The 23,101-nt window shown below is 69.5% G+C and carries 20 protein-coding genes and 1 tRNA gene; 7 read left to right on the top strand and 14 right to left on the bottom strand.

Going from position 1 to position 23,101, the window contains the following annotated elements; all coding sequences use genetic code 11:
• Positions 1–38 precede the first annotated feature (38 nt).
• From STARVERO_RS00945 to STARVERO_RS00935, 3 genes are all read left to right on the top strand, one after another.
• Complete coding sequence (locus STARVERO_RS00945) at positions 39–662, top strand: Maf-like protein (RefSeq protein WP_144341873.1); 624 nt, start codon at positions 39–41, stop codon at positions 660–662.
• A 13-nt stretch (positions 663–675) separates the two neighbouring features.
• A complete protein-coding gene (yacG, locus tag STARVERO_RS00940; protein WP_159597591.1) occupies positions 676–894 on the top strand; it encodes a DNA gyrase inhibitor YacG in 219 nt (72 codons plus the stop codon).
• A 132-nt stretch (positions 895–1,026) separates the two neighbouring features.
• Positions 1,027–1,102: transfer RNA gene (locus STARVERO_RS00935), tRNA-Phe, on the top strand.
• Between the two features lie 87 nt (positions 1,103–1,189).
• On the opposite strand, the gene STARVERO_RS00930 is transcribed toward STARVERO_RS00935, so the two are convergent.
• The 12 genes from STARVERO_RS00930 to STARVERO_RS00875 all read right to left on the bottom strand — a co-directional run bounded on the left by STARVERO_RS00930 (position 1,190) and on the right by STARVERO_RS00875 (position 15,146).
• Positions 1,190–2,515, bottom strand: a complete 1,326-nt coding sequence (locus STARVERO_RS00930) for a hypothetical protein (protein WP_159597590.1) — start codon at positions 2,513–2,515, stop codon at positions 1,190–1,192.
• A 14-nt stretch (positions 2,516–2,529) separates the two neighbouring features.
• Entirely contained in the window at positions 2,530–3,540 is a 1,011-nt protein-coding gene (locus STARVERO_RS00925; RefSeq protein ID WP_244616471.1) for a GSCFA domain-containing protein, read from the bottom strand.
• A 488-nt stretch (positions 3,541–4,028) separates the two neighbouring features.
• On the bottom strand, positions 4,029–5,558 hold the full coding sequence (locus STARVERO_RS00920; RefSeq protein ID WP_159597589.1) for a TolC family protein: 1,530 nt from the start codon (positions 5,556–5,558) through the stop codon (positions 4,029–4,031).
• The gene (locus tag STARVERO_RS00915) at positions 5,558–7,441 is read right to left on the bottom strand and encodes an FUSC family protein (RefSeq protein ID WP_159597588.1); all 1,884 of its coding nucleotides are present in this window, start codon (positions 7,439–7,441) and stop codon (positions 5,558–5,560) included. The genes STARVERO_RS00920 and STARVERO_RS00915 overlap by 1 nt, the downstream gene beginning before the upstream one ends.
• Entirely contained in the window at positions 7,441–8,490 is a 1,050-nt protein-coding gene (gene mdtN / locus STARVERO_RS00910; protein WP_159597587.1) for a multidrug transporter subunit MdtN, read from the bottom strand. The genes STARVERO_RS00915 and mdtN overlap by 1 nt, the downstream gene beginning before the upstream one ends.
• Positions 8,491–8,493: 3 nt before the next feature.
• Positions 8,494–8,796, bottom strand: a complete 303-nt coding sequence (locus tag STARVERO_RS00905; RefSeq protein WP_159597586.1) for a YtcA family lipoprotein — start codon at positions 8,794–8,796, stop codon at positions 8,494–8,496.
• Positions 8,797–8,911: 115 nt separating this feature from the next.
• Complete coding sequence (locus tag STARVERO_RS00900) at positions 8,912–9,334, bottom strand: PaaI family thioesterase (RefSeq protein ID WP_144341881.1); 423 nt, start codon at positions 9,332–9,334, stop codon at positions 8,912–8,914.
• 35 nt (positions 9,335–9,369) lie between these two features.
• On the bottom strand, positions 9,370–10,380 hold the full coding sequence (locus tag STARVERO_RS00895; protein WP_159597585.1) for a zinc-binding dehydrogenase: 1,011 nt from the start codon (positions 10,378–10,380) through the stop codon (positions 9,370–9,372).
• 102 nt (positions 10,381–10,482) lie between these two features.
• On the bottom strand, positions 10,483–11,211 hold the full coding sequence (locus STARVERO_RS00890; RefSeq protein WP_159597584.1) for an ABC transporter ATP-binding protein: 729 nt from the start codon (positions 11,209–11,211) through the stop codon (positions 10,483–10,485).
• Positions 11,204–12,049 carry an ABC transporter ATP-binding protein gene (locus tag STARVERO_RS00885; RefSeq protein ID WP_144341884.1) on the bottom strand — a complete coding sequence of 282 codons (846 nt, stop codon included), beginning with the start codon at positions 12,047–12,049 and terminating at the stop codon, positions 11,204–11,206. Before STARVERO_RS00885 ends, STARVERO_RS00890 begins: the two co-directional genes overlap by 8 nt.
• Positions 12,049–13,926, bottom strand: coding sequence for an ABC transporter permease (locus tag STARVERO_RS00880; protein WP_159597583.1), 1,878 nt, complete (start codon positions 13,924–13,926; stop codon positions 12,049–12,051). Before STARVERO_RS00880 ends, STARVERO_RS00885 begins: the two co-directional genes overlap by 1 nt.
• A gap of 98 nt (positions 13,927–14,024) precedes the next feature.
• A complete protein-coding gene (locus STARVERO_RS00875; RefSeq protein WP_159597582.1) occupies positions 14,025–15,146 on the bottom strand; it encodes an ABC transporter substrate-binding protein in 1,122 nt (373 codons plus the stop codon).
• A 144-nt stretch (positions 15,147–15,290) separates the two neighbouring features.
• Between STARVERO_RS00875 and STARVERO_RS00870 the strand changes: the two genes are divergently transcribed.
• Both STARVERO_RS00870 and STARVERO_RS00865 read left to right on the top strand, forming a co-directional pair.
• Positions 15,291–16,799: a class I adenylate-forming enzyme family protein gene (locus tag STARVERO_RS00870; protein ID WP_159597581.1), complete on the top strand. Its 1,509-nt coding sequence runs from the start codon at positions 15,291–15,293 to the stop codon at positions 16,797–16,799.
• A gap of 7 nt (positions 16,800–16,806) precedes the next feature.
• Positions 16,807–17,292, top strand: coding sequence for an L-2-amino-thiazoline-4-carboxylic acid hydrolase (locus STARVERO_RS00865; protein WP_159597580.1), 486 nt, complete (start codon positions 16,807–16,809; stop codon positions 17,290–17,292).
• A gap of 283 nt (positions 17,293–17,575) precedes the next feature.
• Here STARVERO_RS00865 and STARVERO_RS00860 read toward each other — a convergent pair whose 3' ends face one another.
• Positions 17,576–19,597 carry a MacB family efflux pump subunit gene (locus STARVERO_RS00860; protein ID WP_244616469.1) on the bottom strand — a complete coding sequence of 674 codons (2,022 nt, stop codon included), beginning with the start codon at positions 19,595–19,597 and terminating at the stop codon, positions 17,576–17,578.
• Entirely contained in the window at positions 19,594–20,817 is a 1,224-nt protein-coding gene (locus STARVERO_RS00855) for an efflux RND transporter periplasmic adaptor subunit (RefSeq protein WP_200837617.1), read from the bottom strand. Before STARVERO_RS00855 ends, STARVERO_RS00860 begins: the two co-directional genes overlap by 4 nt.
• Positions 20,818–21,035: 218 nt before the next feature.
• On the opposite strand from STARVERO_RS00855, the gene STARVERO_RS00850 reads away from it, so the two are divergent.
• On the top strand, positions 21,036–21,797 hold the full coding sequence (locus tag STARVERO_RS00850) for a response regulator (RefSeq protein WP_244616467.1): 762 nt from the start codon (positions 21,036–21,038) through the stop codon (positions 21,795–21,797).
• Positions 21,794–23,095: an ATP-binding protein gene (locus STARVERO_RS00845; protein ID WP_159597579.1), complete on the top strand. Its 1,302-nt coding sequence runs from the start codon at positions 21,794–21,796 to the stop codon at positions 23,093–23,095. Before STARVERO_RS00850 ends, STARVERO_RS00845 begins: the two co-directional genes overlap by 4 nt.
• Positions 23,096–23,101: the final 6 nt, after the last annotated feature.

Genomic DNA, 23,101 nt, shown 5'->3' with positions numbered 1-23,101 from the left:
TGAACCGTCGGAGTTGCCGGCGGAAGAGGAGTTGATGCGTGAGCGCCCGCCCGAAACTGGTGCTGGCCTCGGGTTCACCGCGCCGGCTGGCGCTGCTCGCCCAGGCCGGAATCGAACCCGACGCCCTGTTGCCGGCCGATATCGACGAGACCCCCGAGCGCGGTGAATTGCCGCGCCGCCTCGCGTTGCGCCTCGCGCAGGAGAAGCTGACCGCGGCCGATGGCCGGCGCAAGGCCGGCGGTGAGCATGAGGGCGCCTATCTGCTGGCCGCCGACACGGTGGTGGCGGTCGGCCGGCGCATCCTGCCCAAGCCGGATCTGGCCGAGGAGGCGGCGGACTGCCTGCGCCTGCTCTCGGGCCGCGCGCACCGCGTCTATACCGGTCTCGCGCTGATGACGCCGAAGGGCGGCGTGCGCACGCGCCTCGTGGAGACGCGGGTGCGCTTCAAGCGCCTGTCGCGCGAGGAGATGGACGCCTATGTCGCCGCGCGCGAGTGGCAGGGCAAGGCAGGCGGCTATGCCATTCAGGGGCTGGCCGGAGTATTCGTGGTGAAGCTGGTCGGCTCCTACACCAATGTGGTGGGCCTGCCTCTGGCCGAGACCGTGGCGCTGCTCGCCGGCGAGCGCTTCCCGGTCCATCAGCGCTGGGGCAATCCCGAGTGAGGGGAGGGCAGGCATGAGCGCCGACAAGCCGACCCGCAACAAGACCGTCCCGCCGTGCCCGATCTGCGGCAAGCCGGCGGTGGAGCAGTACAAGCCCTTCTGCTCCAGCCGCTGCGCCGATGTCGATCTGCATCGCTGGCTCACCGGCGCCTATGCGATCCCGGTGACGGAAGACGACGACGAGGATGGCGAGGAGCCCTCGCTCGCCCCGAAGCCGCCGGAAGGGCGCTGAGATCCGGCCCCGGCGGCGGAATGGCGGGTATTGGGGAAAGACGGATTTTCCCGAGGGCGGGATATGGACAGGGCGCGGTCGAGACTCTATAACCCGCCCGCTCCGCACGGCCTTGAGGCCGCTGCCGGCTACGCCCAGGTAGCTCAGTTGGTAGAGCATGCGACTGAAAATCGCAGTGTCGGCGGTTCGACTCCGTCCCTGGGCACCATTTCCCTGATCTTTTGTCTTTCCGCGCCTCTGGTGCTTTCGAGGGCATGAACTGCCTGAACGGCGCCATGCTGATAGCCGACGGCATTCAGGGCGCGACCGTCTCGAAGATCAGCGCCCAGTTGTCGAGGCGCCGGGTCCAGCCCATCGCGTCGACATAGGAACCTTGCTCGCCGTCGCTGTCGCGCAGATTGCCGCGCGGGCCTTCCAGGCGTCCGGTCCTCTCGGGATCGCCGGGGCGGCCGAAGGCGTAGGTCAGGTGGCTGCCGCTCGGCGGCGGCTCGGCGAAGGAGATGACGACGCCGTCGGGCGCCGTGATCCTCACGCCGGTGATGGCGTCGGGACGCAGTTCGCCATTCGGGTCCCACAGGTCGAAACCCATATGGGGCGCCGCCGCGACGCGGTGGGTGTCGAAGGCGAGCGAGCCGCGCGGTACGGCGAAGCGCAGGCGAACCTCGCGGCCGTTCCAGTCCGCCGCGGCGAGATCGAGGGCGAGCGGGGGCACGGGCGCGCCGGTCTCGCGTGCATGGACCAGCCGGGCGAGGGCGCGGCCGTAATATTTGCCGATCTCCTGATAGGTGAGGTTGGTCGCGTGCACATCGTCGCGGAAATCGCCGATGTAGAGCGGCAGCACGCAGAAAATGGACGGGTTTTTCCGCGCGGCCTCGCGCAGGGCGAGGGCGATCTCCGGCCGCCGGGGCGTCTCCGGGCGGCCGCGGGCGAGATAGGCGAGGTGGCTGGCCGGCTGGTAGGTCAGCAGCGGGGGCTGCCAGTCCTGGCCCGAGAGGCGCGCCGCGTCGGCGGCGATCGCCGCCGCGAGCTGCTTCAGCCGGGCGACATAGGTCTCGCGCGGCGTGCCGTAGAGCTGGTCGGTCTCGCCGTGCGACCAGAGGGTGGCGAGATAGCGATAGCCGCGGCCCTCGGCGCGGGCGAGCGTGTCTCCCGCGCTGATGAACTGGAGCAGCCCGTCATAATTGGCCTTTCCGGGCAGCAGCGCGGCGAGGCGGGCCCCGGCCCGGCCGGCGCTCGATCCGAGCAGGGCGACGTCGAGGCGGTCGGGCTCAAGGCCGCGCAGCGCGGCCAAGGTGCGCACGAACATGTCGGCGGCGGCGGCGATGCCGGTCTCGCCGCGGCTGCGGTCGTCCGTCTCGACCAGCGGGACCAGCGCGTCGAGACGCGCGGGCCCCTGGAGCGGCCGCCGGATGCCCTCGGCGAACATGAGGCTGCCGAAGCTCGGCCGGGTCGTCACGGCCGGGGTGCCGAGCACGCCGACCGACAGGCTCTGGCCATAGCCCATGATCTGCCAGATCGGCCGCGTGTCGCCCGCGAGGGCGCTCCGGCCGAACGCGGCGACCCAGAAGAGGACGAGCGCCGCCGCCGGCAGCCACCCGGCCCGGCGCCTCGTCGCGGGCACGGCCCGGGCGCGGATCAGTGCGAGGCGGCCGCGTGCGCGGGGGCCAGGCCCTGGGCGGCGCGGCGCTGGGCGACGCGCTCGCGAATGCGCGCCTGCTTGCGCTGCAGGCGGCGCTCTTCGCGCTTGGCCTCGGCGATCGACGCCGCGCTCACCTCGTCGCCGGCCTCGCCCTTCTTCCGCGTCGCCACGGCGGAATGGCCGAGCGTGCCGATGAGCTTGTCGAGGCGCTGGGCCTTGCGCAGCGAGGACTGGAGGTCCGCCTTGGGCAGCGAAGGATCGCAGAAATAATGCTCGAAGATCTTCATGTTGAAGTCGAGCACGTGGCGATAGACGTGGCGCCGGTCTTCCGTCCACTGATGGCTGAAGGCGTACATGACGATGTCGTAGCTCGGGAAGTAGAACAGCCGCTCGTCGGACGCTCCCGCTTCCTGGATGAACTCGTCGATGGCCGAGCGGATCGTCGCCTTGGAGACGGCGTTGGCCGAAAGGCAGTTGACCGGGCGGAAGGTGGCGGTGAGCGGGATCGGCGAGACGGTGAAGACGATCGTCGCTTCCGGCCGGAAGCGCCGGATCAGCTCATGGATGGCCCTGATGTTGGTCAGGGTCTCGGCGTGCGTCGCCACGCGGAACTTGTGGCGCGAGGGATCGTAGCGGTCCTTCGGAATGGCGCGCCAGAACACCTCGCCGGTCGGCTCGTCGTACCAGATCTCGCTGAGGCCCAGGGTGATGACGAACACCTCGGCGGTGTCGAACAATTCCCGGGTGTCGGCCCGCGCCGCCTCGCTGTAGCCGAACTCCTCGGCGCTGTAGCCGTGCCACAGGTCGAGCGCCGGCGTCTTGTTGAGCCACGCCCATTCGAACTGCTGGCGGATGGCGTAGGTATGGACCATGCCGTCGCCCATCTTCGTCACGTAAGCCTTGTTGTCCTTCTTGGTCAGGACATTGAAGCCGCGGTCATGAAGATGATTGCTGATATTGGCGGCGAAGCAGGAACCGAAGGCGACGATCGGCGTCGATTTCGTCACAAATCCGGTCTTGGGCATCCAGCCATGAACCAGATACTGGTCGATGACATAGTTTTTCTCAAGAGATCCGTCGTTGGGGTAAAAGTTCGTCGTCGAGCCGCGGAAAAAAGACCCGCTGGTCTTACGTTCCACTCCGTCCTGCATAATGGTAATCGTGCCCATGCCATCCCCCTGAGGAACGAGATTGGAAGCTTTTGACAGACTGCTTCAATATTCGTAGCGGCCGCCAAGTCGCTGCGTCAAGATTTTTGCTAAAAATTGCCTCATTGTTTTATTTGCCGTCTTATATGTTCTGACTTCGAATTAATTTCGAAATTGTACTACTGGGGTTATTTCTGCCGATACCTCCATCGTCCCCTGAATCGCCTCTCTTTTTCGAGGTATTATATTAAGGTGGGGCGATTGCGGTGGGGGCGATGCCGGAAGCACTGCCCTATCAGGGGTGGAAGCCGCGCCGGGGCGGCCGGAAGGCCGGTCGCCGGATCTCGTCAGGGAACCGCGTCGCGCGAGGTCATGGCGCCGACGACGAAGGCGAGGTTGGCCGCGCCGATGAGCGCGGCGGCATGGGCATCCGCCTGCGCCTGCCGGGCGTCGAGCAGCCCGCTGTCGGCCGCCGTCGCGGCGGTCACCGTGCCGACGCCGTTCCGGTAGGCTTCGAGCGCGGCGTCGTAGGTGGTCGAGGCGGCGGCGGTCAGGGCGCTTGCCGCCTTGTAGGATTCGAGCGCGGTGCGCAGCGCGTTGCTCGCGGCGACGATCTCCGTGACCGCCAGCGTCTGCGTGCGCTGGAAGGTGCTTTGCGCGGCGTCCGTGCGGGCCTGGGCCTGCTTGAGCTGGGCGGCGCGCAGGCCGGCATCGTAGAGCGGCACCGTCGCGCCGATCAGCACGCCCGAGCCCGTCGCCTGCTGACCGATATTGGGCAGGCCGTTGGCGTTGAAGCTGCCCTGGCCGGTGGCCACCCCGCCGGCGACGAAGACCTTGGGCATGAACTCGGCTTCCGCCGCCTTGATGCCGGCTTGGCTCGCCAGCAGCGCCGAATAGCTGGCCGCCACGTCCGGCCGCTGGGCGAGGGCGAGCTTGATCATGGAATCGATCGGCACGTTGGTGGCGGCGGGCAGGCGCCGGTTGCCCGCATCCTCGACATGGAGGCGCAGCGTGGCGTTGACGCCCATGGCGGCGATCAGCGCCTGATAGGCGTCGCGCTCCTGCCCTTCGGCCTGCACGCGCCGCAGCTCGGACTGCGCGACCTGCTGGCGGGCCTGCGCCACCTCCACCGTGGTGGCGAGGCCCTTCGAGAGCCGGTCCTCGGCGGCGGCGCGGATCGCCGTGCTGTTGCGCAGCGTCTGCCGGGCGATGCGCGTGCGCGTTACCGCGGCGCCATAGGTGTAGTAGGAGCGCGTGACATCGAAGATCAGCCGTTGATGCTCGCCGTTGAACAGCACGTTGGCGGCGATGGCGCCCTGCTTCGCCGCGTCGGCCACCGCCGCGCGCTGGCCGAAGTCGAACACCAGCCATTGCAGGGCGATGGAGGGTGAGACGCCTTCGGCGGTCGTGTCGAAGTAGCGCTGCGCGCCGACCGACACCCGCACCGGAGTCTCGGTGGTCTGGCGGCCGCCGATGACATTGGCGGTGATCAACGGCAGATAGGTCGCCTCCACCATGCCGACCGCCAGCGCCGCCTCCCGCGCCCGCTGCCAGGAGGCACGGGTGACCGGGTTGTTGCGCTGGGCGATGTCGATCAGTTCGGGCAGGCGATAGGGGCGGTCGGCATCGATGTCCGGCGTCTGCGGCATCATCGCCAGCTCGGGATTGGCCGGCACCCGGAAGTCGGGCGCGCCGCCGGGCGTCGTGGGCGCGGCCGCCGGGGACGGCTCCCCCTGCGCGCTCCAGATGCCGTTCTCCTTGCCGTTCGGCGCCCAGGGCGTGTCGGCGCTCGGCGAGGCCATGTGCACGGCGTTGGGGGCGCAGGCCCCGAGCGCGAGCGACAGGCCGAGGAGAAGGACGGGCAGGAGCGGCCGCATCAGCTCATCACCGCCCGTTGCAGCCGGTCGAGGCGGCGGCCGATCGTGCCGGGGGCGTCCGTCTGCGGGACGCCGGCATCGCCGGTGCCGCCGTCGATCCGGGCAGCGAGGGAGGCAAGGCGCGCGGCGGCACCGGGCAGCGCCTCGCGGCTGAGATAGATGTCGCGGCCGAGCGCGGCGATCTCTTCGCCCGCCGCCCGCAGCTTGGCGGTGGTCTCCGGCGTCGGGCGGATGGTGCGCGGCTCGAAGGGCAGCAGCGCGAGCGCCTCCTCGGCCTTGCCGACCTCGTTCTCGACCAGCGCCGCGTCGGGAACGGCGCCGGCCCGGCGTTCCGGCGCCAGGGCGGCGAGGCGGGAGAGCCCGTCGAGCGCCGCCTTCAGATGCGCGCGGGCTGCCTTCTCGATCGGCATCGGCCAGAGGTGGGTGAAGATGAGGTAGACCACGACGTTGCCGAGCAGGATGCCGACGATGCGATCCCATCCGGAATCGAGACTTGTGCCGGGGCTGAAGCCCTGGATCACCGTCAGCAGGAAGGCGAGGCCGATCTGGACCCCGCCATAGGCGATGCGTTCGGGTCCGGTGGACACCCAGGCGGCGATCAGCATGCAGACGAAGACCAGCGCCATCAGCCCGCCGACGCTTTCGAGCTGCGGTATGACGAACAGCACCGATCCCATGCCGAGGGTCGCGCCGATCAGGCAGCCGACGATGCGCAGGCCGAGCTTGTGTACGGTCTCGCCGGTCGTGCCCAGCGCCGCGACGTAACAGGTGATCATCGCGGTGTGGATGCCTTGCCAGTCGAGGCCGGTATAGATCAGGTAGCAGATCATCGCCGCCGCCGTGGTCTTCAGGGCGAAGCGCTGATAGTCCGGGTTGGTAAGGGCGTCGGGAAAGAAGAAGGGGGGCTTGGGCGCGGCCACCACCTCCGGCTCCGGCGCGCCGGCCAGCACGGCGAGCGCCGCGATGAGTTCACGCTCGGCCGGGTTCGCCGGCTCCATGGTGGGCATGGCAGGCATATGCCCTGCTTCCAGCGCCGCGGCGGCGGCGCGGATGGCGTCGGCCAAAGCCGTGCGTCGGGCCGGTGGGGTATCTTCCGGCAGCGCCGAGGCGGCGAGCATCAGACGGTAGCCGGCACGGACGTCGCTGGCGACCTGCTGGGCCGGGTTGCGCGGCACCAGATTGAGGACCCTCACCGAGGCCGCCTGCTGCAGCAGGGCGCCGTTGTCCGCGCGCATCAGCTCGGCGAGCTCGGCGTGGCGGGCCGGTGCGCCGGAGGAGATGGCGTCGGCGGCGGTGGCGAGCCGCCGCAGCAGCGTGCCCTTCAGCAGCCGCACGGGCGACAGGCCGACGGCGAGGTTGAACACCACCATCCAGGCCATCGGCATCGCGACCATGTACCAGGCGTAGCGCAGCGCGATGCTGACCGCATCGCCGAGCGGGGCCATGTAGACCAGCGAGAGCACGAAGGCGATGACGAGGCCGACGATCCCGCCCATCTCGCCGAGCTGGCTCGCCGCGCCGATATAGAGAAAGACGAAGGAGGCCAGCGCCATGGCGAGCATCAGCACCAGCGGCGAGACGATCACCAGGTTGATCACCCAGATCATCAGCGCCACGACGATGGTCACGACCACGATCAGCCCGATGCCGGTGCCGATATTGACCACGGCGTCGGGCTTGGACAGGAAGATGACCAGGTAGCAGCTGATCGCCGCCTCGAAGGTGCCGTACATCATCGCCGTGCCGACGACGAGCGCGCAGAGCAGGGCGATGCGCCAGGTCAGCGCCGCCCGGAACGGAAAGGGCGCGAGGTCGACGCGGAGCTGGGCCAATAGCGGCGGCTTCTTGTGCCCCGCGACGTCCGGCGCGATGACCTCGGCCATCAGCAGCGCTCGCCGTGGTGGACGATCGCCACCGCCGAGCCGCCCATGCGCATCAGGTCCTCCGGCGGATCGATCAGGCGGATGCGCACCGGGAAGCGCTGCTCGATCCGCACCCAGTTGAGCGACTTCGGCACATAGGGCAGGCCGCGCGGCACGCTCAGCATGTCGGTGGAGATGACACCCCAGCCGATGCCCTCGACGGTGCCGGCGATGGCCACGGACCGATTGGCAAGGGCAAAGACGCGGGCGCAGTCCCCCACCGCGATCGCCGGCAGCTCGGTCTCGCGGAAGGAGGCACTGGCGTACCAGTGGCTCGTGTCGATGAGGGTGAAGATCGATTGTCCCGGCGCCACGATCTCGCCGGTCGTGATGGAAAGGCCGACCACTCGCCCGTCATGGGGGGCACGGACTTCCGTGTTGGCGAGGCTGCGCTCGGCGATGGCGAGGGCCGCGCGCCGCGCCTCCACCAGCGCTTCGGACGCGTCGATGGTGCTGACGAGGCTGTCCGCCGCCTCGGCCTGCTTCAGCGCCTGGGCGAGACTGGTGCGGGCATCGTCGCGGGCGGTACGGGCGTCGTCCACCTGCTGCGCGGTCACGTAGCCCTTGGGCAGCAGCGGCGTGAGGCGGGCGAGCGTCTGCTCGGCCAGAGCGAGATTGGTGCGCGCGCGGGTGATCTGCTGGCCGGCGATGGCGGCGTTGGACTGCTCGGCGGCGATGGTGCGCTTCTGCGCGTCGCGGGTCGCCTCGGCGATGCGGAGATCGGCGCGGGCCTGGTCGGCGGCGAGGCGATAGGGCTCCGCATCGATGGCGAAGAGCAGGTCGCCCTTGGCCACCTTCTGGTTCTCCGAAACCGTGAGGGTGACGATCCGCCCGGGCACGGTCGAGGCGATGTTGACGATGCTGGCCGTGAGGACCGCGTCCTCGGATAGCGGATTGTTTTCAGCGCGGGTGAAGTAGAACCAGCCGGCGGCGATGGCGCCGACGATGATCAGCGCCGCGACGGTGGAGCCCGCGAGGCTCCGGCGATGGGAATAGGCGGAGGGCGCCATGTATCAGCGCCCGTAGGCAGTGAGCGCGACGATGAAGCCGATGGCCGCGGCGAGGCAGGTATAGACCAGCAGGCGCCAGGGCAGCACGTCGTCGATGCCGAGCCGGACGAACAGGCCGCGTACGGCGACGGCCCCGACCACGCCGATGCTCGTGCAGATCAGCCAGGAGGGAAAATAGGCGCCGAACAACGGCAGGGACGGGCTGGCCGGCTCCGCGCAGCCGCCAAGGGAGAACGCGGCGAGACCGATCCATCCGGTTGCGCGAAGGCGGGCCGGATTGCCTCCTCGCGGGCGTCGCCGTCGCATTTCGATGTCCCCCACCTGTCCCCGGAAGCCACAGTTACCAGCGCCCGACGGCCGATCCAACCCCGGCGGCGCCTCCTTCCCCGGAAGCGATGCGCCCCGTGCATGGCGGCGGGCGTCAGCCCTTCACGCCGCTGTAGCAGCCGCGTCCCACCGCGCAGAGCCTGCCGGCCGCATCGTAGACGTCGACATCGGCGAGGCCGACCGTGCGGCCCGCCTTGCGCACCTTCGCCACCGCCTTCAGCTCGGCGCCGCGCGCGGGACGCAGATAGTCGACGCGGAAGTTGATGGTCGGCACCACGCCGCCGACGCCGATCGCGATGGCGAAGTCGCCGGCCGTGTCGATCAGCGAGGCGATGGGGCCGCCATGGAACATGTCGTCGTCGCCCGCCCGGAGGAATTCCGGGCGGGAGGGCATGGTGACGACGACCTCGCCGGCCTCCACGTCGATGGAGACGACCTTGAGGCCGGAGAATTTGATGAAGGGGGAGCTGTCGATCGCGTCGTTCAGCAGCTTTTCGGGAGAGGGAGCAGAGCTCATCGGGGATTTTCCGTCGAATGGGATGTGAAGGTGCGTCACGCGACGCGCAGGACCACCTTGCCGAAGACCTTGCGGTCGATCAGCTCCTGCAGCGAGACCGGCAGTTCCTCCAGCGGACGCACGGAGGAGATCTGCGGCTTCAGCCGCCCCTGCGCCACCAGGTCCAGCAGATCGACGAGATCGCCGCGGGACCAGCAGTTGGAGCCGACGATGCTGATCTCGAACGACCAGATGAAGCGGATGTCGGTCTTGGGGTCATAGCCGTTGGTGGCGCCGCAGGTGAGCACGCGCCCGCCGCGGCGGACGCAGCGCAGGGCGCGCGGCCAGTCGTCGCCGCCGACGAAGTTCACCACCACATCCGCGCCGCCGCCCTCGTCGAAGACGCGCGGCTTGCCCCAGAGCGCCTGCGTCGCCTTCACGAAGTCGGCTTCCGAGGTGTTGATGACGTGATCGACGCCGATGGCGCGCAGCTGCTCGGCCTTGGCGGCGGATGAGGTGGCGGCGGCGACCTCCGCTCCCGCCAGCTTGGCGAGCTGCACGCTGCACACGCCGACGCCGCCGGTGGCGCCGAGCACCAGCACCTTCTCGCCCGCCGCGATCTTCCCGCGCTCGCGGATCATCCGGTAGGCGGTGCCGTAGGCGATGGGCAGGGCGGCGGCGTCCTCGAAGGACACCACGTCCGGCAGCGGCACCAGATTGATCGCCGGCACGGCGACGAATTCGCAGGCGCCGCCCCGCACCGTCTCGCCGAAGACGCCGGTATTGCCGACCAGCGGATCGACCAGCACGCGGGTGCCGATCGGAATACCCGCGATGGCGCTGTCCGGCCCGTAGGCGACGACCTCGCCGGCGATGTCGCCGCCCGGGATCATCGGCAGCGGGGTGTTGATGCCCGGAATCCGGGCGAGGATCATCGGGTCGAAGCCGTTGAGCGCCACGGCGCGCACGCGCACCAGCGCCTGCCCCTGGGCGGGCTCGGGGCGCGGCAGGTCCGCGACCTTCAGGTTCGAGACGGGACCGTGTTCTTCGAAGATGACGGCTTTCATGCGTCGTGTTTCCCAAGCTCGGGCTCTGTTCATCGGCCCTTCGATGGCAGGAGGACCGGCCGGAGCGCGCGAGGGCGCCGGCCGGCGGTCGTGGAGCGGCGCTCAGGCGGCGCCGAGATAGGCCTTGCGGACCTGCGGGTCGGAGGCGAGGTCGGAGGCGGTGCCGGAAACCGCCACCCGCCCGTGCTGGAGCACATAGGCGCGGTCGGCCAGCTCCAGCGCCATGCGCGCGTTCTGCTCCACCAGCAGGATGGTGATGCCCTGCGCCTTCCAGCCCTGAAGCACCTCGTAGACCTGGTCGACGAAGCGCGGCGACAGGCCCATGGAGGGCTCGTCGATGCACACGAGGGTCGGACGGCGCAGCCAGGCGCGGGCCAGCGCCAGCATCTGCTGCTCGCCGCCGGACATGGTGCCGGCGAGCTGCGAGCGGCGCTCCTTCAGGCGCGGAAACGCCTCGTAGACCCGTTCGAGGTCGCCGGCGATCTCGCGTGCCTCGTGCCGGCGCGGATAGGCGCCGAGCAGCAGGTTCTCGTAGACCGACATTTCCGGGAAGACGCGCCGGCCTTCCGGGACGCTGGCGACGCCGCGGGCGATGATGGCGTCGGGGCGCTGCCCGTTCACGGGAACGCCGTCGAGCGTGATCGTGCCCCTGGAGGGGCGGACCAGCCCGAGCACCGACTTGATCGTGGTGGACTTGCCCGAGGCGTTGCCGCCGAGCACCGCCACCACTTCCCGCGCACCGACCGTCAGGCTGACGCCGAACAGGGCCTGCACCGCGCCGTAATGGACGTCGATGGCGTCGACGACGATGCGGGGATCGGTTTCAGCCATGGTGCGCGTCCTGGAAATTGGCGCCCGACCGGGCGCGGCCGAGATAGGCCTCGACGACTTCCGGGTGGTCGAGGGCGTGGTCGGGCTTGTCCTCGATCAGCACGCGGCCCTGATTGAGCACCACCACCCGGTCGGCGATCCGCCGGACCATGGAGAGTTTGTGCTCGATCACCAGGATGCCCATGTCCGGGTGGGTCCGGCGCAGGTCGAGGATGAGGTGGGTGAGTTCCTCGGTCTCGGTCGGGTTCATGCCCGCGCTCGGCTCGTCGAGCAGCAGGTAGCGCGGCTCGGCCGCCAGCAGGCGGGCGATCTCGAGCCGGCGGCGATTGGCGTAGGAGAGGCCGAGGGCGGGCTGGTCCCGGCGCGGCCAGAGCCGGTCGCCGAACAGCTTCAGCGCGGCCTCCGCCGCCGCCTCCTGCGCCGCCACGCGCCGCCGCCAGAAGGGCAGGCCGAGCAGGGCGCCGGCGCTTTCCGTCACCGGATCGATCAGCCGGCCGGAGCGGGTCTCGATGAGCCCCGCCTGCACCCCGACGAGCACGCTGTCCCAGACCGTGAGCGCCGGGAAGACGCGCGAGGTCTGGAAGCTGCGTCCGACGCCGAGCCGCGCGATGCGGTCCGGCGGCAGGTGGTCGGTGCGTACCCCGTCGACATGGATCGTGCCGCTGTCGGCCCGGTCCACGCCGCTGATGAGCTGGATCAGCGTCGACTTGCCGGCGCCGTTGGGGCCGACGATGGCGACGGTCTCGCCGCGGGCCAGCTTCAGGCTCGCGCCGTCGACGGCCTTGAGGCCGCCGAACACACGCGAGACGTTATCGACGACGATGGCTTCGCCGGTCATCAGCGTGCTCCCAGCAGGCCCTGCGGCCGCACGCGCAGCGCGACGAGCAGCAGCAGGCCGTAGACGATCATCCGCCACTCCGCGAAGCCGCGCAGGAACTCCGGCAGGATGGCGAGGGCGAAGCCGGCCAGGGCGGCGCCGGTGAGATTGCCGAGCCCGCCCAGCACCGCCATGGTGAGGACGAGGATCGAGGTCTCGACCGTGAAGCTCTCCGGGCTGACGACCTGCTGGACATAGGCGAACAGCCCGCCGGCGAGGCCCGCCAGGGCGCCGGAGACGGCGAAGGCCAGCAGGATGTAGCGCCGCACCGGCAGGCCGGCCGCCAGCGCGGCGAGCCGGTCCTCGCGGATCGCCCGCCAGACCCGCCCGATGGGCGAGGAGACGTAGCGCTCGGCGATCACCAGGGCGACGGCGGCGAAGCCGAGCACCAGCCAGTATTTCTGCTCCGTCGTGGCGAAGCGCAGGCCGCCGAGCAGTTCCAGCACGGGGTGCGGGATGTTGAGGATGCCCATCGGGCCGCGCGTCACCGACACCCAGTTGAGGAAGACGAGGAAGCCGATCTGGCCGATGGCGAGCGTGCCCAGCGCCGCCGTGTGGCCGGTGAGCTTGAGCAGCGGTATGGCGGCGACGACCGCGACGAGGGCGGTGAGGCCGATGGCGATGGCGAGCGTCGCATCCGCCGGCAGCCCGTAGGGTCGGGCGAACACGCCGACCGCATAGGCGCCGACGCCGAAGAAGGCCGCCTGCCCGATGGACAGGATGCCGACCGAGCCGGACACGAGGCTGGTGCTCGCGGAGAGCAGGGCGAAGATGAAGCCGTAGATCAGCGCCTGCAGCACATAGGTGCTGGAGACGACGAGCGGGACCAGCGCGAAGGCCGCGCCGACCGCGAGAAAACCCCAGGGCGGCAGGTAATAGGCCCGCAGCGCCGATTGCTGGCTGGAGGAGGAGGCGAGCAGGCTCGTCGTCGGCATCGCGCCGGCCGCCGCGCCTGCGCCGCCCAGCGCATCCAGCCGCCCGCCGCCGAGCAGGCCGTTCGGGCGCACCAGCAGCATCAGCAGGAGCAGGGTGAAGGCGATGGCGTCGCGATAGCTGTCCCCGACATAGGCGCTCGCCAGCGTCTCGCCGATGCCGAGCAGCAGGCCGCCGACCACCGCGCCGGGGATGCTGGCGAGGCCGCCGAGCAGCGCGGCGGCGAAGCCCTTCAGCCCGAAGGGGATGCCCATCTGCGGGAAGACGCTCTGGAAATACAGCGCGACCAGGATGCCGCTCAGCGCCCCGAGCGCGCCGGCGAGGCCGAAGGCGATCTGGCGCATCACGTCGGTGCAGATGCCGAGCTGCGCGGCGGCCGAGGCGTCCTGTGCCGTGGCGCGCAGGGCCCGGCCCGTCCAGGTGAAGGAGACGAACAGCGTCAGCGCCACCGTGGCTGCCGCGCCGAAGCCGAAGATCACGAGGTCGGTGACGGTGATGTAGGCGTTGCCGATGAAGAAGGTCGTGCTGGAGATCGAGGCCGGGAAGGGCTGGCTCTCCGGCGACCAGACGATCTCCGCCGACTGGTCGATGATGGTGCTGATCGCCAGCGTCGAGAGGAACGGCGCCACATAGGGCGCGCCGATCAGCGGCCGCAGGGCGATGCGCTCCAGCAGCAGGCCGAGGATCGCGACGATGACGACGGAGACGGCGGCCGCCGGCACCAGGGGCAGCCCGAACCACGCGATGGCGGAATAGGCGATGAAGGCGCCCAGCATGAACAGCGCGCCCTGCGCGAAGTTGATGATGTTGGCGACGCCGAAGACCAGGCTGAAGCCGAGGGCGATCAGCGCATAGACCTGGCCGATGGCCAGACCGTTGAGGATCTGGCTGAGAAACAGCTCCATGGGAGGGATAGCCTTGAGTGGGCACGAATTGAAGGGCGCGAAAGGAAAGAACGCCGCCCTCCATCTTCCGGAGGGCGGCGTCCGCGTCGGAATGGCCGTCAGTAGAGGACGTAGGCGCCGTTCTTGATGATGATGAAGGTGCTCTTCTTGTTCACCTCGCGCTCGTCATCGTACTTGGTGGTCCCGGTCAGGCCCTCATAGGCGGGCGCCGAGGCGATGGCGTCGCGCACGTTCTCGCCGGTCAGCGGCTTCCCGGACTGCAGCACCGTACGGATGGCGTTCACGCCGACCGCGATCGAGTCGTAGGCGAGGGCCGAGTACTGGTCGGGAAGGCGGTTGTACTTCGCCTTGTAGGCGTCGACATAGGCCTTCACCCTGGGGTCGTCGGCGAAGAACGAGGTGTAGAGCAGGATGCCCTCGGCGTCCTTGCCGGCGAGCTCGAGGAACTTCGGGTTGCTCAGCGGGTCGGGCGAGCCGATGGGCGTGGTCACGCCCGCCTGGCGCAGCTGCTGCACGAAGGCGGAGGCTTCCTGATAGTGCACGGGCAGGAAGATCACGTCGGGGTTCAGCGCCTTGATCTTGCTGACCAGCGGGCGGAAGTCGCGCGCGTTCGGTGCGATCGGCTCGATCAGCACGACCTCGCCGCCGCGCTGCTCGATGGCGGCCTTGGTGAGGTTGGCGGTGGTCTGGCCCCAGTCGTCCTGGAAGAACGGGATGGCGATCTTCTTGCCCTTCAGCTTGTCCACCACCAGCTCGGCGTGGAGCGGGGCGAGCTTGTCCTGCCGGGTGTTCTGGCGGAACTGGTAGGGGCTGAACTTCGGGAAGTCCGGGTGCGAGGAGGACGGGCTGACCTGCGGGATCTTCGCTTCCGTCAGGATCGGCGCCGCCGCGAGCGAGGCGGTGGTCGAGAAGGAGCCGACGGCGAAGACGAGGCCCGGCGTGTTGGCGAACTTCTGGGCGATGCTCGCGGCCTCCTTGGGGGAGTTGCGGTCGTCCTCGTAGATGACCTCGATCTTGCGGCCCTCGATGCCTCCGGCAGTGTTCACCTGCTCCTCGAAGAGCTGCACCGATTCGCGGAAACGCTCGCCGAAATTGGCCAGATTGCCGGTCAGCGGGGCGAAGAAGCCGATCTTGATCGGGTCGGCCGCCTGCGCCGGCACGCCAGTGGTGGCGAGGCCGAGGACAAGGGCGATGCCGGCGGTCGCGCGGCGGAATGTCATTTCAAACTCCGTAGTCTACTAAGTCTGTAGACATTATTTTACAGCGCATTATTCTGTCAATCGACGCCGTGGTGCATCGCAGCATCATTTCCGCTCGCACCGGCTCCACGGCCCAGAAACGTAAGAAATCGGGATAAGACAGCGATGGCGAACAACCTCTCCGATGTGCTCTTCGGCGGCAGGGAGGGCGATCTGGCACTCGTCGAATCGACGCAGGCCGGGGTGCGCAGCTTCACCTATGGCGAGCTCAACGACCGCGTGAACGCGCTCGGCCGCGGCTTTCGCTCACGGTTCGGCGGAAAGCCCTTCCGGGTGGCCGTGCTCGCGCGCAACAGCGCCGACTATGTGGTGATCTATTTCGCCGCCATGCGCGCCGGCGGCGTCGTGGTGCCGTTCAACTGGCGGGCCCGCGACGAGGCGATCGACTTCCTGCTGAGCGACGCGGCCATCGACCTGATCCTCACCGACGACGAGGCGCGCCACGGACGGCGGCCGAACGCCGTCCGGATCGGCAGCGCCGCCTGGGAGGCGCTGCACGATGCGGGGCCGCTCGATCCGGCGCCGGTCGGCGAGGACGACATCGCGCAGATCCTCTACACCTCGGGCTCGACCGGCACGCCCAAGGGCGTCCCGCTTTCGCATGCGGGGCAGTACTGGGCGGTGGAGGAGGGGGCGAAGCTGGTCGCCGATCCCGCATCCTACCGCGTGCTTGTCGCGGCCCCGCTGTTCCACATGAACGCGCTCTTCAACATCAAGCGCACCTTCCACACCGGCGGCAGCGTGGTCGTGCTGCCCGGCTTCACGCCGGCGGGGTTCGCCCGCGCGGTGGACACGTTCCGCTGCGACTGGGTCTCCGGCGTGCCGACCATGATCGCCATGCTCGCCCGCCATCTCGGCGACGAGGTGCCGCGCGCCTTCGCCCGCGTGCGCTTCCTCTTCATCGGCTCGGCGCCCTATGGCGACAATCTGGTCGCCAGCGCCCGGCGCCTGTTTCCCAATGCCGAGATCGCCAATTTCTACGGCACCACCGAGGCCGGGCCGACGGTCTATGGCCGCCATCCCGACGGCCGGCCGACGCCGGCCCTGTCCTGCGGTTATCCGCTCATCGCGGAGAATGTGCGCCTCGTCGCGGCCGACGGCTCGCTCGTGACCGGGGAGGGCGAGGGCACGCTCCACATGCGCACCCCTGCCACCATGACGGGCTATCTCAACCGCCCGGAGACGAGCGCCGCTGTTCTCAAGGAGGGCTGGTACGACAGCCGCGACATCATCCGGCAGGATGCCGACGGGTTCCATTATTTCATCGGCCGCGCCGACGACATGTTCATCTCCGGCGGGCACAACATCTATCCCGCCGAGGTCGAGCGGGTGCTGGAGCAGCATCCCTCCATCGAGCAGGCCATCGTCGTGCCGGTGCCCGACGAGCTGAAGCACGAGGTGCCGGCGGCCTTCGTCGTCGCCCGCGGGGGCGCGCCGGTCGACGAGGCGGCGGTGAAGGCGTGGTTCATCGCGCAGGCCGATCCCTATCTCCACCCGCGCCACATCTTCGTCGTGCCGGAGATCCCGCTCGCCCAGACCAACAAGGTTGACCGTTCGCGGCTGAAGGCGGAGGCTGCCGCCCGCGCCGGTCGCCGGCAGGCAACGGCGGCGTGAGGTTGAGATGACCACCCTTTCCATTCTTGAGCGGCGCCGGATCGAGGCGGAGATCGTCAAGCCGATCTACGAGGAACTCGTCGCCCGCTTCGGCGCCGACGAGGCCAAGGCGGTGATCGGCAAGGCGGTGCGGGAGAACTCCATCCGGCAGGCGGCCTCGTTTCGCGCCGAGCTGGGCGAGCACTCCGGCCTCGAGGGGTTCTATTCGACCCTGCACCTGTGGACCATGAACGGGGCGCTGGAGATCGAGGTGACCGAGCAGTCCGCCACGGCGCTCGACTACAAGGTCCACCGCTGCCGCTACGCCGAAATGTACCGGGAGATGGGGCTGGCCGAGATCGGCCATCTGCTCTCGTGCCAGCGCGACGCCGTGTTCTGCAAGGGCATCGATCCGCGCATCGAGCTGGAGCGTACGCAGACGATCATGGAAGGCGCGGGCCATTGCGACTTCCGCTACCGGCTGGCCGAACCCGCCGCCACGGCCGCCGACTGATCGCAGGAAAGGGGCGGGCGGCGCATCGCCGCTGTCCGTCGCCTTCCGGCGCGGGGTGTTACTTGATCGCCCAATGGTGCAGGCATTCCTCGCACATCTCGCCGTTCTCGCCGTGTGGGCACGTATAGACATACGGGTCCGCCAGCCAGTGCCATATATGCCGGATGATCTTCAGCATCAGCGTACTTTGTCATGGTAATAATCTATTGTTCGACCATGAGCGGATATATTGATTAGACTATGGTGATATCGTTTCCCGGTTTTGTAATCGTATTTCCGAATATTACTGGCGCGCGTTGGCGAGGGCGGCCACCGGGTCCAGCAGGGAGGCCCGGCGGGCCGGCAGGAAGCCGAAGGCGATGCCGATGAGGCTGGAACAGACGAAGGCGAGGATGATCGAGTTCGTCGAGTAGACCAGCGCGAAGTTCGAGCCCAGCCAGTCGAAGACGACCCCGAAGGCGAGTGCCAGCGCGATGCCGATCGCGCCGCCGAACAGGCACACCATCACCGCCTCGGTGAGGAATTGCTGGAGGATGTTGTTCCGGCGCGCGCCGACCGCCATGCGCACGCCGATCTCGCCGATGCGCTCGGACACCGACACCAGCATGATGTTCATCACCCCGATGCCGCCGACCACCAGCGAGATGACGGCGATCGCGGCGATCAGCGCCGTCATGGTCTGCGTGGTGCTGGTGATGGTGCGGCGGATGTCGTCGGTGTTGATGATGAAGAAGTCCTTGGTGCCGTGGCGCTGCGTCAGGAAGCGCGTCACCGCCTGCTCGGCATAGGCGCTGTCGATGCCGTCGCGGATCTTCAGCGTGATCGAACGCAGCGAGGTCGAGCCGAGAATCCGCGTCTGCACCGTCGTGTAGGGCAGATAGAGCGAGAGATTCTGGCTGGACCCGAAGCCGCCCTGCTGGGTGCCGGCGACGCCGACCACCCGCGCGGGCACCGCGCCGACGAAGATCACCGCGCCGAGCGGATCGGCGCCCTGTTCGTCGAACAGCGCCTTGCGGGTGTTCTCGTCGATCACGACGTCGAGCGCGCGCGTTTCCACGCTCTCCGCGTCGAACAGGCGTCCGGCGGAGAGCTTCGTGCCCTTGGCGGCGAAGTAGCGGTCGCTCACCCCGTTCACCAGCGCGCTGGCCTCCTTGGCGCCGAAGCGCACCGTGCTCTGGGTGGAGACGGTGGGGGTCGCGGCCTCGACATAGGGCTGGCGGGCGAGCTCGTCGGCGTCCGCCGCCACCAGCGTGGTGATGCGGCCCGAGCGCGTATCGCCGAAATCCTTGCCGGCGAAGATCTCCAGCGTGTTGGTGCCGAGCCCGCTGATATTGGCGAGCACCTTCTGCCGCGAGCCTTCCCCGAGCGCCACCACGCAGACCACGGAGGCGATGCCGATGACGATGCCGAGCATGGTGAGCGCCGTGCGCAGGCGATGCGCGTTCATCGAGCGCAGCGCCATGCGGAAGGCTTCTTGGAACTGGCCGAACGCGCCGCGCCACGAGGCGCCATTGCTGGAAGAGACGCTCCGGCCGGCAGCGGCCCTTGGCGTGCCGCCCGTCGCCGGGGGCTCGGCCCGGCGGTCGGCGACGATGGCGCCGTCGCTGATCTCGATGATGCGTTCGGCGCGCGCCGCGACGTTCATGTCGTGGGTGACGATGATCACCGTCCGCCCCTCGGCATGCAGCTCGCCGAGAATGCGCAGCACCTCCTCGCCGCTCTGCCGGTCGAGCGCGCCGGTCGGCTCGTCGGCGAGGATCACGTCGGCGTCGTTCATCAGTGCGCGCGCGATGGAGACGCGCTGCTGCTGGCCGCCGGAAAGCTGCCCCGGCAGGTGGCCGAGGCGCGGCGCCATGCCGAGCCGGCCGAGCAGCGCGGCGGCGCGGGCCTGCCGCTCGGCGGCGGGGTGGCCGGCATAGATGGCGGGCATCTCGACATTGCCGAGCGCGGTCAGCTCCGCCAGCAGGTTGTAGCGCTGGAAGACGAAGCCGAAATGCTCCCGCCGCAGCGCCGCCAGCTCGTCCGCCGCGAGGCGGGAGGTGTCGCGCCCGGCGATGCGGTAGGAACCGCCGCTCGGCCGGTCGAGGCAGCCGAGGATGTTCATCAGGGTCGACTTGCCGGAGCCGGACGCGCCGACGATGGCCACCATCTCGCCGGCCTCGATGGTGAGGTCGATGCCCCTGAGCACGCTCACCGTCTCCTCGCCGGAGAGGTAGTTCCGCGTCACGCCTTCCAGCGCGATGAGCGGCGTGCCGGCCCTGTCCTCACGGGTGTCTTTGCGGGCGTCCTCGCGGGCCACGGTCACAGCCCCATCGGCGGCGGGCCGGGCATGCCGGAGCGGGACGGCGAGACGCTCGCCGTGTCGCCCGTCACCACCCGTTCTCCTTCCCGCAGGCCGGAGCGCACTTCGGCGACGGTCTTGTCGTTGAGGCCGATCTCCACCACACGGCTCTCGAGCCTTCCGTTCGCGTCCAGCACCTGCACCTCGTAGCGGCCGGCGGCGTCGCGCGCCCCGAGGGCCATGGCGGGAATGGTCAGCACGTCATTCGCCTCGCCGACGAGGATGTGCACCTCGGCGGTCATGTAGGTGCGCAGCCGGCCCTCCGGGTTCGGCACGTTGAGGATGCCGTTGTAGTAGATGGCGGAACTGCTGCTGGTCGTGCTCGACGCGCTGCTCGCGCTCGTCGTGGAGGACGAGAAGCTGTCGTCGCTCTTGACCGATTCCGGCGCCGGCTCGATCGCCGCCAGCGTGGTCTCGTAGCGGCGTGTGCCGTCGCCGAGGATGGTGAAATAGGCGCGCTGGCCGGGCGAGGTGCGCACCACGTCGGCCTCGGAGATCTCCGCCCGCACCGTCATCGTGTCGAGCTGGCCGAGCACCACGATGGTCGGCGCGGACTGCGTGGCGTTCACCGTCTGGCCTTCCTGGCTGACGATGGCGAGCACCGTTCCCTCGCTCGGGGCGGTGATGCGGGTGTAGCCGAGATTCGATGTCGCGTTCTCCACCGCGACCTCCGCCTCGACGATCTGCGCCTTGAGCTGCTCGATCTGCGCCTGCGTCACCTTCACATCCGCCTCGGCGGCCTCGAAATCGGCCTGCGAGACGACCTTCTGGGACACCATCGAGGTGCGCCGTTCGAGGATGAGCCTGTCGCGATGGAGCAGGGCCTGCTTCTCCGCGAGCTGCGCGCGCACATTGTCGAGCGCGGCGCGGGCGGTGCGCAGCGCGTTCTCCTGCGGCACGGAATCGATCTCGGCGAGCAGGTCCCCCGCCGCGACCGTCTGGCCGAGGGAGACGGCGACGCGGGTGATGCGCCCCGACGCCTGCGCGCCGACGGCGACGAGCTTCGCCGGTTTCAGCGTCCCGCTGGCGAGCACCGCCTCCTCCACGTCGCCGCGCGCCACCGGCGCCGTCACCAGCGTGGAGGTCGCGTCCTTCGTCCACTGGCTGCGCGCGCCATAGATGCCGGCCAGCAGCAGGAGGGCCACTGCCGGCAGCAGCCACCTGAACAGCCTGCCCTTGATCATGCTCACACTCGTTTCACCCGGTCCCGTTTTCACCCGGTCCCGTTCGCGGGTGGCCGGTTCGACGTGGGGGCAGAACTAGTCGGCTGGGATTGCTCGTATGTTTCGCGCTATGCTGAAAAAGCGGGAGATTTGTTGCGCAACATTGCCAGGGCGCCGGTGGAAACCCTCGTTCGCAAAATTCCCCGGCAGGGGGTGCGCGTCGTGGCTATAGGAGCCTCATGAACGACATGCGCAGCCCCGATGCCGCGAGCGGCACCCACATACTTGTCGTCGACGACGATCAGCAGATCCGCAAGCTCCTCGGCCGCTATCTCGCCGAGCAGAACTTCCGCGTCTCCCTCGCCGCCACCGGCCGCGAGGCGGAGCGGCGACTGGCGGAGGGCGACATCGAGCTGGTCGTGCTCGACCTGATGCTGCCGGACGTTTCCGGCCTCGATCTGTGCCGGGCGATCCGCACGCGCTCCAGCGTGCCGATCATCGTGCTCACCGCGCTCAAGGAGGATGTCGACCGCATCATCGGGCTGGAGATCGGCGCCGACGACTATCTCGGCAAGCCGTTCAACCCGCGCGAGCTGGTGGCGCGCATCCGTGCCGTGCTGCGCCGGCTGGCGCCGCGCGACGCTCCCGTCGCCCAGCCGGCCGCGCAGATGCGCTTCGCCGGTTTCCTCGCCGATCCCGCGAGCCGCCAGCTCTGGGATCATGACGGGGAGGAGATCGTGCTGACCGGCGCGGAGTTCGACCTGCTGCTGGCGCTGCTGGAAAGGCCGGGCCGCATGCTGTCGCGCGAGCAGTTGCTCGACATCACGCATGGGCGGGCGACGGGCGGCTTCGACCGCTCCATCGACGTGCTGATCAGCCGCCTGCGCCGCAAGCTGGGCGACGCCGGAACGTTCCAGATCATCAAGACCCTGCGCAATGGCGGCTACCAGATGGCGGCGCGGGTGGAGCCGGTCTCCGGCCCGGAGACGCCGGCACCGTGAACACGATCCGCACCAAGCTCACCGCGCTGCTGGTCGCTTCCGTCCTGGGCGTGCTGGTCATCGCCACGGGCCTCTCCTTCCTGATGCTCTCGCCGCCCGACTTCGCCAAGGCGGAGGACGCGACGGCGGTGCAGCTCGAACTGCTCATCGATCTCGCCGAGCGCAACCACGAGGCGCTGGTGGGCAACCCGAACGGCCGGATCGCCGATGCGCCGGCGGGCGGGCAGCTCTTCGGGCCCGCCACCGACGGCATCAACGCCGCCCTGGAGCGCCGCGGGCGCACCCAGCGCGTGGTCGTGACCGACGGACCGGACGCGCCGTGGCCGGTCGTCTCCGCACGGCTTTCCGACGGGCACTGGCTCATCATGCCGCTGGCGCTGCCGAGGCCCGGTCCGGGCGGCGAATGGGCGCTCGTGGGCTGGCTGGTGCTGGTGGCGCTCGGCGTCACCCTCGTCATGGTGTTCGCCGTGCGGCGCCTCACCGAGCCGCTAGCGCTGCTCCAGCGCACCGCCGCCGCCATCGACCCCAACGGCGCGCTGCGGCTTCTTCCCGAGAAGGGGCCGCGCGAGGTGCGGGCGGCGGCGCGGGCCATCAACCTGCTCTCCACCCGCCTCGGCCAGGCGATGGAGAGTCGCATGCGCCTCGTCGCGGCGGCGGGACACGACCTGCGCACGCCGATGACGCGGATGCGCCTGCGCGCCGAATTCCTGCCGGAGGAGGAGCGCAGCGCCTTCATCGAGGATCTGGACGAGCTCGACCGCATCGCCGACAGCGCCATCCGGCTGGTGCGGGAGGAGGTGGAGGACGGCGAGGGCGAGCCCATCCGGCTCGACCGGCTGGTCGCCGACACCGTCGTCGAGCTGCAGGCCATCGGCTACGCGGTGGAGCTGGAGGATGTGGCGCCGGTGACGATACGCGGCCGTCCGCAGGCGCTGCGCCGCGCGCTGCGCAACCTCCTGATCAACGCGGCGACGCATGGCCGCCAGGGTACGGTCCAGGTTGCCGGCGGGGAGGGCCGGGCGCGCGTGGAAATCGAGGACAGCGGGCCCGGCATCCCCGAGAACCTGCTGCCGCGCGTGTTCGAGCCGTTCTTCCGGGTCGATCCCGCCCGCGGCGCGCCGACGCCGGGCGCGGGGCTGGGCCTCGCCATCGCGGAGCAGATCATCACCCGCAACGGCGGCACGCTCAGCCTGCAGAACATGGAGCGGGGCGACGCGGTTCTCGGCCTGCGGCAGGTGCTGGAATTCCCGGCGGAACCCGCCGATATGCGCGACGAGCCGGACGCCGGGGCTCTCTGAGCGTGC

It is taken from the genome of Starkeya nomas (genome assembly GCF_902703545.1).
In the GTDB taxonomy this organism is placed as follows: Bacteria; Pseudomonadota; Alphaproteobacteria; order Rhizobiales; family Xanthobacteraceae; genus Ancylobacter; species Ancylobacter moscoviensis.
Note: the sequence above shows the minus strand (reverse complement) of the source record. Positions and strands in the feature narration are given on the sequence as shown.